Genomic DNA, 16,787 nt, shown 5'->3' with positions numbered 1-16,787 from the left:
AGGAGGTACACTATTTATTTTTTGCTTGTTGTTGAATATACCTTGTCAATGTAAGGTTGTTCCAAGTTCCCCAGTTTCCAAAAGTTTTATCCATCTCTTTTATTCTTCTTATTGCAGTACAACTACCATCTACATCAAGTAATTGTAATCTTTTTAATATTTCACTCCTAACATACTCAAAGCCTTTTACGCCCAAAATAGTTTGATTATTTACTACAGAGAAGAAAGCATTTTTCTCTTTTGAAAAAATTAACCCTAAAGCTGCTCCCATTCCATTACTTCCACCTTCTTCTGGCAAAACGTCTTTTAAACCTCCAAAGTCCCCAAAACCATCTAAATCATAATCTTTATATATGACCGCTACTTTATTATCGATTTTTTTGGTAAATAATAAATTTTCAAAGTCCCCATTTTTATGGTTTCGTGATCTTGGAGAGTTAAGGAGGATTTTTTTTGCATCGGTCTCTAAATCCTGTAGTTCTTCTATTTCAAGGAATTTCGAATCAACATGTTTGTCTCTAATATCCAGCAATATGTAATCTTCCGGAGTTAAATGATCCTCTAAAACTTCGTAATAATCTTCAAGGTAATTGTCTGTGATTCTTATAGCGATAGAAGTGTTGTGTTTTCGTAGCTCGTTTATAAGATTAATTAAGTCATACTTACTTATTGCGAAGCCTTCTTTGATTGAAATTACTGGGATAAAGTTTTGAAAATCTTTAATTTCAAGCATTCTCTTTTTATAAAATCCATAATCCCTACTCAATCTAATTGCTAATTCAATATTTTTAAATGTTTTATTATCATATTCTCTTTCATTAAATCTAAAAAAATCAACAAACGCTTTTTTACCATTAAGTCTTTCACTAATTTTATTAAGGGTGATTATGTCATCGTCAGTTGTCGGCAACTTCACTTTTGATCTTCGTTTTTTTCCTTGCTTTTTCTCATAAATATATTCACCAGTTTCGGCATTTTTTTCGAACTTAATGTCGTATTCTTCCCTAATAATTTCTATTAAAGGAATCATTGAATCACTAAAATAATTATTCATTTTGCTTATTACGTTTAATTCTTCAGCTCGGGTTTTCATGATAGGTACATACACTTTTTAGTTTCTCCTCCTTGCCAATAAAGTGACGCTATTTATGACTTATAATAATTTTATTTAACTCACATTACCTAGTGGTGAATGGTCTGTATATAGTCAGTCTTAATAACGTATAGTTCTTTATACTTGAGTTCCGTGGCAATAATTTGAATATTTGTATATTGATTGTACTATAAATGTGATGTAATGGGCAGACAAAATATCAAGGATTCTAGAATTAGACCAATTCGGACAGGAGGGCGTTTCGTTCTAAAGATCCGTAATATAGTGACATTCCTTTAAAAGGAAGTAATAACTAACCAAAGCATAAAACAACATTTCAGTTTAGTTATAAAGAGAGAGTCATAAGATTTTAAATAGGAATTCTTTGAAAACATTGGCTTGTTAATTTTTTAAATACCATTGACTGAAATCGTCATATTTGGTATTATTTACTTACCCAAAAGGTGTTTTATCGGAAAATAAGACACCCTTTCAAAAAAGTTTGATAGAGTGCGCTCTAGTAGCGTGCTCGCTACCTAAAATTATATATAACCTAAACGGGAATGCCCCGAATACAAACAGGTCGGTCTGACTGATGCTGTTTTATTCGGGGTTTTTTGTTTTTCCAAAGGAGTGAATGGATGAAGAAAATCCTAATCGCCGTAGGGGACGAGAAGTATACCCGTATCTTGCGGGATGAATTAAGTCCGGTGGAAGGGTTTAAGCTCTGTAAGAATGACGTGCATCACATGCGCTACTTACATGAACTCATTGAAGATGAGGCACCGGATATTGTCATTGTTCATGAGAAGTATCTAGAAAGTGCTATTAAGGGCAAAGTGGAACGGGAGACCGAGTGGCTACAAACATTCAAGGTTCTCCGTTCGCGCTATGAAGATGGGTTACGAATCGTCTTTCTTTGTGAAAGGCCGCGTGGCGATCATTTTCTAAGTGAACTCGTAAAGGTGAATGTACTCGATATCTTTAACGAAAATGCTATTGAGATGCAGTCCTTTACCGAACAGCTTCTAGATCGACCACGTTTCGCCCGTGTAAACAAGTTTGTACTATCGGATCGGGAGCTAGAGGATTTACAGCTGGCAGATAAACCACCCGAAGAACCTATGGAACAGCCTGTTTCAACCAAGCAGAGCGTAGATCAAACCGTTGTAACACCTGCTAAACCAACCAAGCAGCCGATTGTGAAACAAAAAATCGTCGAAAAGAAGATTGTTGAGAAACAAGTCGTAAAGCGTGAGATTAAGTTTGAGGTGAAACCCCAAACGACCGCTTTTGTCGGCGTTCCAGTCGGGAGTAAGCTCATTCTGGTGGGAGGAAACGGAAAGCGCACAGGCGCTACCTTCTTCTCACACCAACTAGCGTTTAAGCTGGCAGACTATCAACTGTCTGTCTCGTACATTGAAAATCCATTTGCCTATGCCTACACGTATGATCGTTATTACGGACAAGACGAAGCGCCTGACTATGTGAGTCCTTTCTACACAGAAGTAGAGGGAGCGTTGCCCATGTGGGCACAGAGCCAGTCTTGGAAGCTGAATAACGTCAACATGGTCATTCAGAACCCCTTACGAGAAGAGGTATACGGGGAGGAGTTAACAACCGATAAGTTGTTACGAATCATTATGGCCCAGCGCACCACGTTCACAATTGTGGACATTGGGGACGCGTGGGATCACCCCGTTATTCAACCGCTTTTCGGAATGGCAGACCAGATCGTGCTCATGATTGATTCCGATGTGATTCAGACGCAAATCTTAATGGAGAAGCAGCCATACAAGATGTTGTTTGATCACACAGGGTTAAAAGAGCACATTCGAGTGGTCATGAATAAGGCAAGCAGAGAGATGGCTAGTCACGAACTGTTTGAGAGTACCTACGATTACGTAGAGACGATTCCCATGCTCGATCGTGACGAAGTCTTCAAAAGTGAAATGAAACGTCGCCCTCTAAGCGAAAACAAGGTGCTTGATCCGATGATTGACGAAGCGCTACAGCCGTTTATTGAAGAACTGGTTCCGAAGGAACTACAAAAGACGGCGAAAAAGAAAGCATCGTTTCTTAAATTTCCAAAACTCTCAATTAAAACCAATAGGCAGTGAATAAAAAAGTTGCAAAACGTACTTTTGTGTAGCATGCTTAACTTTAAGGTAAAATATAGAAATTAAGAAAAAGGGAGTGATTTATGGATACGTTATTTTTACTTGCCTTTTATCTCTGTATGAATATCATCACGGATGTGAAAGAGCTCAAAACCTATAACTATATGCATCTCGGATTCTTCCTTCTTAATCTGTACTTCATCCATTTATTCCAGTTAAGTTACCAATCGTACTTTCTTGTCATTGGAACGGCATTGCTGTTAGGGATCATCCTAGAAGGGGCACGGAAGCTGTCACCAGGGGACACCAAAATGTTTATGGTGGTTAGTGGCTACCTTTTTGTGGGATTTCCTTTCATTTCATCCCTCTTTATTCCGATAATCTTTGTAGGAACCTATCTGATCTGTTCAGCGCTTATTAGCTTGATCTTATTGGGGCTTGCTTATCTCAAAAAGATAAGAGGGCAGGAGTTCATTGAAATACATATCGGTACCTTTCATCTTGAATGGAAAAAAAGAGCGGGTGGACAGAATACATGGTCGGTTCCTGCAAGTCCAGCAATCTTGTTGGCAACGATTTTATTTATTGCACTAAGTGTATAAAAAAGGAGAGATTTTGATGAAAAAGCAATTCGTTAGCACAGCATTAGGGGTTATGTTACTCGCAAGCCAAGCACAAGGGATTCATGCAGCGGAGAAGGTAAAATTCAAAGACGTTTCAACCAGCTCATATGCGTATCAAAGCATTACGGATCTCATTGAACGTGAAGTGGTATTCGGTTATCAAGGTGGTTTATTCAAGCCAAACCAAAAGGTCACACGTGGACAATTTGCTTCCATGATTGCAAGAGCGCTGAACCTACCAGCAGGTACAAGTAACTTTAAAGACTTACCGAAGTCAAAAGCGCTTTACAACGATGTAAGTCGTGCGGCACAAGCAGGCATTATCAAAGGGGCGAATGGTTATGTGTACCCAGATAAGCCGGTCACACGAGCAGACGTTGCGGTCATGGTGGAACGTGCCATGAACATGAAAGGGAACTTCACTGAATCGGTAACAAACGGCTTCTATGATCAAAAGGATATTCCGGCTTATGCGAAAACATCCGTTGAACGTATGTATCGTTACGGAGTGATCAAGGGAGTAAACAATAAGTTTAACCCAATGAACTCCGCAGATCGCGCTGAATCAAGTTCATTCGTGGATCGTGCGCTTCTATTAATGGAAGGAAAGACTCCGGTTCCTGCAAAACCAACGGCTCCAAAGCCACCAGTGAACAAAGCCGATAAGGATATGACGTTAGCTGAATTAAAAGCGGCTTATCCTCAGCATAACCACATTATTGTGCATCGTGTACAGAAACCGGAGCAGAAGATTATTACGACAGATTTGTTGAAAATGTATTATGACTATCTAAGAGAGCCGGGAAGAACATATTTTAAGCCAATCGATGAGTATATTGGTTTTTACTACAATGGTTACAAAGAAGGCATGTCAAGTTACTACAGCTTTCCTTATGTAGAAACCATTGCATACAATGGCGTTGCATATAAAGATTCAGTCTTTATGTCAGAAAAGTTTAAAATCTCAGAGGCTAGCTATTATGCTACAATGCCATATCAACCAAAGGAAGCCGGTAAATTTATTATCGACATTCACTACCATGATGATGACTTTGTAGTTTACAGACATGAAGATATCAAATGGGATGTACTAGGAAAGAATCCTGAACGAATTGACTATGCTTATCCAAAAGGTGATGAGTACATCGTTGACCTAAGCAAGGCACTCAAGTACGCTACAGGAGTTTCTATTGCAAAAGGTGGGTTAGAGCTAGCATATCAAGGAGATAAGATCATCCTTAAAAATGGAAGCACAAGCGCTACAGTCAATGGAAAAGCCATTACTCTAAGTAAGCCAGTAAAAGTGGATGGCGGAGTAGCTTACGGTCCAATCCGTGAAATTGTTAAGTATATTGGGCTGGATTCAAGAGAAGTAAATTATGAAAAAAGAATTGAAATTGCTAACTTCCCATTGGAAGAGAAGGCAGGTCAATGGTTGAAGTAAGTGTAGGAGGCACTATATGAAAAAAACAATCATAAAAGGGAAGAAAGTGAGAAAGCGCGTAAGCAAAGCTTTCTTCCTGATGATTGTCATCGCATTTATTGCAACAATTTTAGTTCCAAATCCCTCACAAGCATTACAAAGAGTAGAAGACTTTGATCATCCGAAGTCAACAGAATTATATGAAGATGATCATCCAGAAATCTCCCGTGCAGATCACTTATATACAGGCACAGCAATAGCTGAGGTTAGAGGAGTTAAATCTGGAACTCTGGATGCTCCCATCGTATTTCGACAAAAAGGGGATTCTAAAATAGGATATACATTTTATAAGCCTAGTCAGATAAAGACTATTGCCTCGGCTATTAATGGAAATCCAGATCACGTTTATAACACCGTAAGGAGAGTCACACTAAGTAAACCAAATGCACCATCCACACCTGAGTTATGGAGTTGGACAAGGGAGATTGGACGTGAATCGGGGGCTACAGTTGATTTGGAATCCGCCCCAGGTAAGGACGAGAGTGGACAGCCTAAACTACGAGTAGTGTTCTTCGCTACCAAATATCCAACAGGTGCGATAACAGCACCTAAAACGGTAAAAGTAGGGGAACGATTCTTCATCGAGTTTGATGGACAAGAGTATGATCCTTACGATGAAAAAATTAAATGGGACATATCGACAGATGGTCCGAACGCAACTATCACATCCGGTGAGGGGAGAGCCAACGGGTTTACCAATAAATCTGTCAGCTATGCTTACTCCACACCAGGATTAAAAACCGTCACGTACAGACTTACTGATCGTATTAATCGAACAACGGAATACAAGATCAATATTATGGTGGTGGATGCTGGCAAGCCATTGCTTGAGATTACCCCACCAGTTGCTACCATCTATGAAGGAGAAACGCAGCCATATCGTGCGTATTATACGGATGAAAATGGTAAGCGCACCGAAGTGACCAAAGCACCAACGGTAAACTGGACAACAGGGACACCGTCAGTTGGAACCATCGGAAACAAAACAGGGGTTGCGACAGGGGTTAAACAAGGTCAAACATCGGTGGTCGTGCAGTACAATGGCTTAAAAGCGACAGCGAAGTTAAACGTTTTAGCACCTGATGAACCGCCGCCAACCGAAGAACCACCGCCCGAAGAACCGCCACCTGTATCAGATGGAAGTTCAGGGTGTGAAACACCACGAGATGTACCGAAGCGCTATGAATATGAAATGGATCTCTCCGTTTCACGAATTGATGCGCGGACAGTCGATGAAGGTAGCGACACGGTGACAGATGTATACGTCAAACGTGCGAACTTCTCGTCTAGTCGTGATCAAGCAAAAGATGAATTTGCGACCTATATTCACGAATTAGAGTCAATGAAAGCGACATGTGAGTCGAAGAAGGCCGCTTATGAAGCGCAAAAGAAACAAGGCGAAGCGGAAAAGGCACAAGCTGAAAGTCAAAAGAGTGCTTCCGAAAGCCAACTCGCAAGCTTACAAAGTGGATATAGTTCATGTCTGGCGATCCCCGCAGACAAAGATGGACACTATCCTGATTGCTCAAGCTATAGCACAAGCATTGCAAATACTCAAAGCGCGATTGCAACCGCTACGGAGAATATCGCCAAAGCCGAGCAGAAAATTAAAGAAAATGAAGCGAAGATTAAAGACGCCGAAGGATTTATCGCTCTGTATGACGAGCGGATTAACCTAGCGAATGTGGAAGTCGAGTACATCAAGGCGAATGAAACGCAGTATTACACCGTTCAACCCACGGTTAAATTGCGATATGGACAGAACATCGTTGGTACCATTGCCGTTTCATTAAAAGAAGGAGAAGGGCCAAAGCGCTACTCGTTCCCGAAATGGACATTAACAGGCGATGGAACAATTATGGCTCAGATCAACGAGACAGGTCCATACGACGAATTTTATTATGACCCACTTGAAACTCGAAACGAAATTTCATTAGGTTATAACCACCGAGTAGGGAACTTGCTTTATTCCGATACTCGATCAAACAACTGGAAGTCTACACCGATCTACGTGGCGTCCTATGCAACAGCAATCTGCCCAGCACCTACGCAGTACTTCAATACGTCAAGCGTTGAGGGCATTGTTCGAACAGTCAATGATGAAGGAACAAAGCGTGTCTTGAAGGAACGTGTCACCACAAGTTTTAGCTTGTTGCCACGTAAAGAAATGCGCGCAGGATACGGATTCGAGTACCGCATGAAGAGTGTCTATCAAAACTTCGATACCGAGCCTAATCCAGCAGATGCCACAGGCATGAAGCGAATGGAAGCGTACTTCCCAACGTTGGTGAACTACTTACCTTATCAAAAGGAAAGTGAAGGCTACAAAGTCCCGATGCAAACATCGGATGCAGCCGTTCCACGAATGGAGATAAGGGAATGGAAGTTACCGCCTGTTGCGGTGGAAGAGTTCTCTGGAAATACGTTTGCGATGAACAATAATGACTATTTGCATCATCCTGAGCGAGATCCGAACGAAAAAGTCATTACCAAAGACGAAAAGGGCAATAGCTTAAATCGTTGGTACGTGGATTTCAAACAACCGGATGGCGATTATGTGTTCAAGGTAAAAGGATTAGACGCAGGCGTGAATCATTTGAATACTTGTCATGTCGGAAACGTAGTAGTAAAGGGATCTCCGATGGGTGATCCAAACGACAATGATGATTTCGTTTATCGGAGTGTTGACCCAAATAAGCCGTTCCCAGCGGGAACAGGGTGGAACTGGACGAATCAAACGGCTGTGTTCTCTACTTTAACAAACTGGTGGAACAATTGGCCGTATCCGAATCCAGATACGATTCCTGCAGGATTCCATGAATATAGTCAGACGTTAACACCTGAAATCATGGAGAAAATACGACAATATAATAAAGCGCATCGCACCATCATACGGGATCATGTGTACCAAGATGAGTACACGCTCGATGGGAGCTTTGAACATTACATGGGTTGGTAGTTTTTAAGGTTTTTGGGTTACTAGAGAGGCATTTCTAGTGACCCTTTTATTCAGTAGAAAGGGGAGTGGGCTAGTTGTCTATACCAAAGATGGGTATTTTGGCGATGGGGTTGTTTGCGATTTTACTCTTCGTCGTCTCACTTGGACAAACAAGCACGGCTGACCAAGACGTGGATATTTCATTAAAACAAGCAACTAAAACCGCAATGGACGCAGGCATTAATAAAGGAACATTACGCGTGACGGAAGAGGTGACGATTAACCCGACTGTCACAAAAAATGCGCTGTATAAAGTGTATGCGGATCAAGACAACTTTAAAGATGGACAAAAGAAAGTCATCATTCATTCGATTCAATCAAGACCCGCAATGATTTCGACCGAAGCGTACAACAAATTCGATGTTCCGATTTACAAATACGCAACGGATTGGGACAAGAAGAAACGAGATTCTTCTTCCATGGTAAGAGAGCAAGAAACGAGCCTTTTTGAAGCGAAAGATCTAGTCAAAACGATTAAATAAGTGAAAACCATTAAATAATTGGGGGAACTACACATGAAAAAATCAAAGAAAATTGCCTTTTCCGCAGGAATTGCCTTAGCTATCGGCGTGATTAACTATACAGGGATTCATTATTACATCAACAGCAAAGTAGATCCCGTCACGGTTGCGTACGCAAAAGACGATATTCCACCGAATACGAAGATCACGAAAGAAATGGTCATTGAGCGCAGTGTTCCATCGTCCTCTTTACCGCCAGAAGCCATGGTAGCGCCATCTAGTGTCATTGGTAAATATACGGCTAATAACTTCGGTATTTCCAAACACAGTCTGTTCTATAAAGGAAAGGTCATGGCAGCCGAAAAGATGCCGAATTCATCCGTCCTGAAGCTCAAAAGTGGGGAGCTTGCGTTCCCTTTGCTCGTTGACCTTGAAACCTCATTAGGAAACAGTATCTTACCTGATACAAAAGTGGACTTGTTCTTCCGTGGGAAAGTTGAGACGGTTGAAAAAGTCAATGGTTCAACCATTACGGTTGAAAAACCAATCTATGGCCGCATTGCGAAGGGTGTTCGCGTAACAAGTGTAAAAGATACAGACGCAACGAACGTGTTTAGCGATACAAAGAAAAAGCAAAATGGTGGGTTTGCAAGTCCGACAACAGGTGAGGGCAAAACAGCCCTAGCGAAGATTTATACGTTTGCCGTTGATGAGCAAATTAACGAAGTGCTTAATAAAGCCACACTGTTAGGAGAAATTCGCCCAGTGGCAACAGGTAGTGATGAAATCGACACGACGATGTCAGACGATGACATTGTAAGCTGGATCGAAGGGCAATCGTTTCAATCGGCTTCACCCAATGACTTAGTAACGAAAAAGGATGGGGATCAAGAATGAAACTAGTCGGATTTTATGCAGATGCATCCAATGTGGGGAAACGTACCGTTTCCCAAGCGCTCGCAAAAGTAGCAGCCGAACATAAATATAAAACACTTTACGTGGAATTGGACTACTTACGTCCATCTTTTTACACGACGACAGGCATTACACACACGTACAAGAATGCGTTCATGTACTTAGATAAAGTCATAAATAAGGGGCAGTTTGAAGTCGAGCCGAACATTTTAACGCGTGATGAAATTGACATTAGCAATAAAATCTTATCGGATCAAATTCGCCGCTTACCAGGAAGCTTGGATTACCTTGTTTTTCACAACGAATACATCGTGGAGAACTTCCCAAGCATTGAGGATCGCCCAGACCCTGCCATCTATGCCAAGGAGCTGTGTGAGAAGTTTGCCCAGCATCTACGTTTCTTATCATATGATTTAGTGGTCATTAGCTTACCTACACCAATTGACAACATGTTTACGCTCCCAATGATGTTACAGCTTGATCATGTGGTTCATCTTGTGACACCAAATTTAACAAGAATAAGAGAGTTCCAAAATTCTGAACAGATTTTAGCGAATCTCACCAACCAAGATCATATTCGCGTGTTGAATATGTTGCCACAGGGCATGGAAGAAGAAATCTTCTCGGATCAGCTTCCAAATCTTGATTTAGCGATTTCATACGATGAAAAACTATTGCCGGAGCAGCTTGAATTAAAAATCGGCAGTGAGAAGATCGACCGTGAGGTCATTAAACTCTTGAATCGCATGGACGTTCATATTGCGGACGCGAAAAAATCCAAACGAATCTTCTCATTAAGATAAGGAGGGCGAATGTATGACTCATAACGTCATTGATATCACAAAACTAGTACCGATTCCCAAGACACCAGCTCCTCCGACCAATCAAATTGAGCTAGATCGTCTCATTTATACACTCAAGTTTGGGGATCATCATCCTTTGCGGGATGAAGCACAACTGAACCAAACGTTGCTTCAAGAAGTACAAGATTTTCTCATTGAAGAACATGCGACGCTCGTTCGAGAGTCCTTCGGAAATCGCGTGAAGAAAAAGATACTTCAAAAGATCATTACACAGTATCTCTCACAAAATGCTAAGAACAATATGAACGGATATGATTTAGGACAGCTTTCGAAACAAATGGTGAATGAAATCTCAGGGCTTGGCGTGTTTGACGTCATTCTGGAGAGTGGGGATGTAACTGACGTTGCCTTTAACGGAACGGAAATATGGATAAAAGATAACCAAAAAGGCAAATACAAAAGCGACTATTCCATTACAAGTGACGAAGTGGAGAAGATCGCGACAAAGATTGCGAGGGCAACAGGGCGCACCTGGAACTACACTAAGCCAGAACTCGACGCAGAGCTTGGCGCGCTTCGTATTAATGCGATGGATAAAGACATCGCCACGTACGGCGTAACGTTGGCCATTCGTAAAGCATCGGAAGACCTTCGCGTAACGGAACAAAACTTTGTCAAAAGTGAGTTAGGAAGTGAACTCATTCGAGACTTTTTGAAAGCCTGCATCGCAGCCAACTGTAACATCTTAATCACAGGGGAAACGGGGACAGGGAAAACAGAGCTTTTGAAATACCTGTTAGGATTCACCAACGATAAAGATCGTATTAACTTACTTGAAGATACACGCGAAATGAATTTAAAGAAGCATTATCCGAATAAGGATATCATGGCATGGCGGACACGAATTACAGAAGACATGACAAAGTCCATTGGCTATGAACGCTTATTACGTTCTTCTTTACGAAGTGACCCTGAATGGATTGTGGTATCAGAAACAAGGGGTGGAGAAGCGCTTGATATGATCAAAGCCGGTATGACGGGACATCGAATTGGGACTTCTCTTCACTCCAAGTCAGCCAAATTAGCGCCTAATCGTCTAATTACGTTGGCACAAGAAAAGCAACAGATGGATAACGAAACGTTAGGCACAATGATTACCGATGTATTTGATCTAGGTATTCACATCGAACGAGACCAAGAAGACGGAACACGTCGCATTGTGGAACTTGTTGAATTTAAAGGGTTTTTACAAGGCAAAACGTTGTCGAATACCATCTTTGAGTACGCAATCACAGGGACAGAAAAAGTGAATGTGGATGGTCAAATGAAGTTTCGTTCGATTAAAGCACATACCTTTGTAGATCGAATCAGTGAGGACTTAGGTAAGAAACTATTAGAATCCAATGAGCTAACTGAAACATTAATACCATTGCTTCCTGAAAAGTGGGCAAAAGAAGTAAACATTTTGTAGAAAAGAGGGAAGCAAACATGTTATGGATGGTGCTGTTAAACATAGCGGGGGTACTGGCGATATTATTTATCGCCACCTACCGCAAGAAATATAGACATTTACGGGTGAATGCCCGCCAAATCGTAATTCGAAGTAAGTTTTTAAATAGCCCTTACGGAAAGTGGATGAACCCCCTTCAAGTCATTGAGGGAGGGAAGAAAGCCCGCTGGAACATCGACTTCCGTAAATACTGGTTTTTAGTGATTATCGGATCGGCCGTAGCAATTGTACTGTTATATATTTTCTTCCGAGCGGTGATGATTGTTCCATTAGGCTTACTGGGAGGGTTTGCGCTGCCGAACGTTCTTTTGTATTACCGCAAGCGAAAATATGATGATATGCTCTATACGCAATTGAGCGCCTATGTAAATACGTTAGCGAACTTAGTCTCTACATACGATAACAACGTGTTCCGAGCGTTAAGTGAGGTCGCTGGCTTTATGGATGATCCTGTCAAACAGGACATTATTCAAATGGTTCGTAAAATTGAACACAACATTCCCATGAAAAAAGCCTTTGATGACTTTTATCAAACGTATCCAATCGAACAAGTTAAGATGCTTCATGATATGTTGCTTCTGATTGAAGATTACGGAGGAGAAAACAGCGACGTTCTCTTTAGCATCGCAGAAAACTTCGACCGCGCCTTGATTAATCGTAAGAAGGTTCGGGATGCGAAAGCACCAAACCGTAAAGCGTTCTACTCCTTAATGACATACTTAATCGGAATGCCTTTTGCCCTTATGATCTTTAGTTATGACTACTATCTTACGTTTGTTCAATCGATGGTAGGCAAGGGGATCTTCATTGTTGTCATCATTGTGGGTGCGTTTTCAGCCATTAAGATCGAGCGCATTTATGATAACGATAAGATCCTACAGCAAGGAGGCAATTAAATGAATACGGTACTGTTTATCTTTTCATTAGTCGTAGCGGCACTTGCGCTCGTGTTTATGTTTATCGTACTCGATATCAGCAATCAGAACTTCCTCACGAGGGAATTGAACGGGAAGAAGCGTAAATCAAGTGGCGTTAAATACATTCGATTGCCACAAAAGCGACAGGCAGAGTTACAAGCCGATTTAAAAGAAGTGAATCAAGAAATTTCACCAGAAGAGTTTGTGTATAAAAAGGTCCTGAAATCACTTATTGTGTTTATTATCATGGCCGTGGTGACAGTAGTATTTGTCAAAGACCCGTTGATGTGGGTACTGGTTCTCGTGGTGACAGCCTATACGTACATTCAACCGAATCGTTCATTAAAGCGTGTGAAGCGTCTAAAAGCGGCTCAGAAGAAGCTAGAGTTTCCGCGCTACATCAAGAGCTTAACCACGCTGATGCGCAGCCAAACGGCTTTTGAAGCGTTAAAGAAATCGGTTGAGTACGCACCGGCGAATATTCGGCCGTTAGTGGTGATGTTGATTAATGAGATGACTTTATATCCTAAGAACATTGAGCCCTTTATGAATTTCTCGGATCGTCTTGGGATTGTGGAATCAAAACAATACATGTTGTTACTGTATCAAGCAATGGAATTAAGCGAAGAGAACAGCCGTGAGTACATCGAAAAGCTGTCTCGCATGAACGAACAAATGGAAGCCGAAGCCGTTAATCTACTCGTCGATTCTGAGCCGTCTAGCATGTCCAAATACGTGTTTGCGATGTTAACGGCTATGATTCTATTACCGATGAGTATCGCGCTTCTTACGATGTTTAATATGTTCTCAGATATGTAGTCAAGGAAGAGGGAGGAAGGAAGATGTCTGAAGGTGTAAGTGTAGCGATTTTTGCTATCTTTTTATGGGCACTTGCCATGTTTAGCCCAGAGTTTGCCGCTCATGCGACACGCGCTGTCCAAGCTAATGAGTTGAAAGAATATGCGATACAGCAAACGGCTAAATACGGAGGGTATACAAGCGAAGTGCAAGCAAAGGTTGAAAAGCGAATGAAAGAGTTCAACATGTCTTCTGCTGATTGGGAAGTGATCCACCCAGCGAATGCGGTGAACATGGACCAAACCTTTGAAATTGAAGTGCGAGGAAAATACGAATACCGGGTCTTTAACTTGTTAGGAACGGGTGCGGGACACAAGGATGTTCCTGTGAAAGCGGTGGGATCTGGATTGGGGCAAGTTTTGTACAGATAAATTCAGGATTTCTAAAAATGAATTAGAGATAAAGAGGCTAGTTATGTCCTAGCCTCTTTGTGGTTTTTCCACATTTCTTCTGTGATTTATTATATAGGTATAAAATACCAAAAATGCAAAAAGGTATTCAGTCTACTAATATAATCTTGTGGATTCTAATTTCCTTATAGACAAAGGTTTTTCAATTGTTTTTATACGTCGTCTAAGGATAATTTTAATAAGTTTTTTAACACAACAGTAAAATAGTAATAAAATACCAAAAATGTAAAATAGTATTTAAAACGTGAACATAATCATTTAGTATGTAATTTGGATAATGATTCCATATATTTTGTTAAGGGGTGCTCATATTATGAAAAAGAAACTTATTGTATCTGCATTGTCTCTATCTATGTTAGGAACTCCTTTTGCGGCTAATTTTGCAAAAGCTTCAGAAATATCTCCTGTTCAGGAAAATGTTAATTATATTACAAATCAAGATGAACAATTTGAATATGAAGGGGTAACTTACACAGTAAAAGATAATCAAAACTATCGTACAGTTACAGCGGAAAACTCTGATGGTATACAAATATTTACTACTAATAAAATTACAAATCATATTACTGTTACTAGTGATTATTTAAACGAAGCTGAAAGAGTAGAAATTGAAAAACAAGTTAATGGAATTAAAGTAGAGATCGGAACTGATGATAATGAGGTAACTGACGAAGCTCTTCCTAACTTATTGAAGCAGTCTGTTATTAAAAACCAATTTGGTAAAAATACAATTAGTACTCAGTCAGTTGTGGGATCATGGGTATGGTCGAGCTGGAGCAATTATAAAATCACAGTGTCTGGAAAATTTACTGTTCAAACTATTACAGCCGCTCTTTTAAGTTATATTCCTTACGTGGGACCAATTGCAGGAGGGTTGGCTGCAGTAATGCTTCAATATGGTATAAAAACTGGATATTATAGATCACGCGGAGCCTCAGCGGCTGATACAGATCCCAATTATCTATGGTCCAAGAGACAAGTCAACCTTTACAAAGATAGTGCCCACAAAACTTTGCTTTCATCTAAAACTACTGATCCAATGAAGGTAAGGATGTATTAATAAAAAAGAACCCCTCCTATTAGGAGAGGTTCTTTTTAATTCTCACGGGTCCTTTTTTTTAGCAATAACGAAAATTGATATATGCTAAATAAAATGGTCACCCCGATTAAAGCATAAATACCATATTCATGTGGAACTATAAAATAAACCATTATTAGGGCTAAAAGAAATATCAAATAGCCAGAATAAAATGCTTTTTTGGTCATTTTTACCCCTCCCCTTTGTTAAATTATACCATGGTTAATCTGATAAATTAACAGGTATTTAGTGCTAAAAAAAACCAATCACTATCCTAATATACAGTATAGTTAGTTTATGTGAATTTATTCTAGATATCTTAAATGTACTAAATCTAAGGAATGATAATGAGAGGAATCCTCTTATCATTCAAATTGTTTTAGTGTGTTGAAATTTTAATTTGAGAACACATAATGTCTAAGGTATGTATTAAGTTATTAAAAGATTCTTCTTTCATAGTTTCTTTTTAACAACTAAATACACAATTCAATGTCTTTATGAATCAACCTATCTCCCAACTCAACGTTTAAGAACGAGTACTTTTGGACGCAGCTTTGAATTTTTGAGCCGTTTTGTATTTCAAAATAAATAACGCCTCTTTTGGGTTCATCTCGGTAAAGAGTGAGGCACTCCTAGAACTCTTCACCAGATAGAACTTGTAAGACATATACACTTTGCAACAAGGTCTCGTTGTTTGATAAGGAAGTGAAAGACTAGGCTTATTTGTGTCCATATAAGGATCTGCCATGTAGCAACTGCTCACAAAAGTATACAAATCGCTGTTTGCGATGTTAACGGCTATGATTCTGTTACCGATGAGCATTGCGCTTCTCACGATGTTCAATATGTTCTCAGATATGTAGTCAAGGAAGAGGGAGGAAGGAAAATGTCTGAAGGTGTAAGTGTAGCGATTTTTGCCATCTTTTTATGGGCACTCGCCATGTTTAGCCCCGAGTTCGCCGCTCATGCGACACGAGCTGTCCAAGCCAATGAGCTGAAAGAATATGCGATCCAGCAAACGGCTAAATACGGAGGCTATACAAGTGAAGTGCAAGCAAAGATTGAAAAGCGTATGAAAGAGTTCAACATGTCACCTAGTGATTGGAAAGTGATTTACCCAGCAAATGCCGTGAACATGGACCAAACCTTTGAAATTGAAGTGCGAGGTAAGTATGAATATCGTGTCTTTAATTTGTTAGGGACGGGTGTGGGACATAAGGATGTTCCTGTGAAAGCGGTTGGATCTGGATTGGGGCAGGTTCTGTATAGATAGAAGTTGAAACTAAAAATTTTGTTTATTTATGATTGTCGGTTCGACTGCGACCACGGGTATGAGTTTTTGTATAAAAGATAGTAAAATAAAGTCTTCAACATCTATGTTAAAGACTTTATTTTGCTTTACTTATGATATTTTTTAATCTCTACTATACAAATTTAATACTAAAAAACAGTTATCTAACCCTATCTAGTTGTATAAGTCACTGAAGCATAATAAAATTTTTTAGCATTCGTTTCATC

Annotated in this window: 14 protein-coding genes; 13 read left to right on the top strand and 1 reads right to left on the bottom strand. The window is 40.2% G+C overall.

All coding sequences use genetic code 11. The annotated features are described in order from the left end of the window. Positions 1 to 10: 10 nt before the first annotated feature. On the bottom strand, positions 11 to 1,093 hold the full coding sequence (locus tag AMD01_RS04840) for a beta family protein (protein WP_157052619.1): 1,083 nt from the start codon (positions 1,091 to 1,093) through the stop codon (positions 11 to 13). A 641-nt stretch (positions 1,094 to 1,734) separates the two neighbouring features. Between AMD01_RS04840 and AMD01_RS04835 the strand changes: the two genes are divergently transcribed. From AMD01_RS04835 to AMD01_RS04775, 13 genes are all read left to right on the top strand, one after another. Then, positions 1,735 to 3,213: a hypothetical protein gene (locus tag AMD01_RS04835; RefSeq protein ID WP_053400285.1), complete on the top strand. Its 1,479-nt coding sequence runs from the start codon at positions 1,735 to 1,737 to the stop codon at positions 3,211 to 3,213. An 83-nt stretch (positions 3,214 to 3,296) separates the two neighbouring features. Beyond that, positions 3,297 to 3,815 carry a hypothetical protein gene (locus tag AMD01_RS04830; RefSeq protein WP_053400284.1) on the top strand — a complete coding sequence of 173 codons (519 nt, stop codon included), beginning with the start codon at positions 3,297 to 3,299 and terminating at the stop codon, positions 3,813 to 3,815. Between the two features lie 16 nt (positions 3,816 to 3,831). Beyond that, positions 3,832 to 5,280 carry an S-layer homology domain-containing protein gene (locus tag AMD01_RS04825; protein WP_053400283.1) on the top strand — a complete coding sequence of 483 codons (1,449 nt, stop codon included), beginning with the start codon at positions 3,832 to 3,834 and terminating at the stop codon, positions 5,278 to 5,280. A 16-nt stretch (positions 5,281 to 5,296) separates the two neighbouring features. After that, positions 5,297 to 8,278, top strand: a complete 2,982-nt coding sequence (locus AMD01_RS04820) for an Ig-like domain-containing protein (RefSeq protein WP_053400282.1) — start codon at positions 5,297 to 5,299, stop codon at positions 8,276 to 8,278. A 74-nt stretch (positions 8,279 to 8,352) separates the two neighbouring features. Further along, positions 8,353 to 8,799 carry a hypothetical protein gene (locus AMD01_RS04815; RefSeq protein ID WP_157052618.1) on the top strand — a complete coding sequence of 149 codons (447 nt, stop codon included), beginning with the start codon at positions 8,353 to 8,355 and terminating at the stop codon, positions 8,797 to 8,799. A gap of 33 nt (positions 8,800 to 8,832) precedes the next feature. Next, on the top strand, positions 8,833 to 9,675 hold the full coding sequence (locus AMD01_RS04810) for an SAF domain-containing protein (RefSeq protein ID WP_053400280.1): 843 nt from the start codon (positions 8,833 to 8,835) through the stop codon (positions 9,673 to 9,675). Beyond that, positions 9,672 to 10,496, top strand: a complete 825-nt coding sequence (locus tag AMD01_RS04805; protein WP_053400279.1) for a P-loop NTPase family protein — start codon at positions 9,672 to 9,674, stop codon at positions 10,494 to 10,496. Before AMD01_RS04810 ends, AMD01_RS04805 begins: the two co-directional genes overlap by 4 nt. Positions 10,497 to 10,509: 13 nt before the next feature. Then, positions 10,510 to 11,967, top strand: coding sequence for an ATPase, T2SS/T4P/T4SS family (locus tag AMD01_RS04800; RefSeq protein WP_053400278.1), 1,458 nt, complete (start codon positions 10,510 to 10,512; stop codon positions 11,965 to 11,967). A 17-nt stretch (positions 11,968 to 11,984) separates the two neighbouring features. Then, positions 11,985 to 12,902: a type II secretion system F family protein gene (locus AMD01_RS04795; RefSeq protein ID WP_053400277.1), complete on the top strand. Its 918-nt coding sequence runs from the start codon at positions 11,985 to 11,987 to the stop codon at positions 12,900 to 12,902. Continuing rightward, positions 12,903 to 13,742: a hypothetical protein gene (locus tag AMD01_RS04790; RefSeq protein WP_053400276.1), complete on the top strand. Its 840-nt coding sequence runs from the start codon at positions 12,903 to 12,905 to the stop codon at positions 13,740 to 13,742. Between the two features lie 23 nt (positions 13,743 to 13,765). Continuing rightward, the gene (locus AMD01_RS04785; protein WP_053400275.1) at positions 13,766 to 14,152 is read left to right on the top strand and encodes a hypothetical protein; all 387 of its coding nucleotides are present in this window, start codon (positions 13,766 to 13,768) and stop codon (positions 14,150 to 14,152) included. A gap of 352 nt (positions 14,153 to 14,504) precedes the next feature. Further along, positions 14,505 to 15,251, top strand: a complete 747-nt coding sequence (locus AMD01_RS04780) for a hypothetical protein (protein WP_053400274.1) — start codon at positions 14,505 to 14,507, stop codon at positions 15,249 to 15,251. A 904-nt stretch (positions 15,252 to 16,155) separates the two neighbouring features. After that, the gene (locus AMD01_RS04775) at positions 16,156 to 16,542 is read left to right on the top strand and encodes a hypothetical protein (RefSeq protein WP_053400273.1); all 387 of its coding nucleotides are present in this window, start codon (positions 16,156 to 16,158) and stop codon (positions 16,540 to 16,542) included. The last annotated feature ends 245 nt before the right edge of the window (positions 16,543 to 16,787 follow it).

It is taken from the genome of Priestia koreensis (assembly GCF_001274935.1).
Lineage (GTDB): Bacteria > Bacillota > Bacilli > Bacillales > Bacillaceae_H > Bacillus_AG > Bacillus_AG koreensis.
The sequence above is the reverse complement of the archived record's forward strand: the minus strand, read 5'-3'. Positions and strand labels throughout refer to the sequence as shown.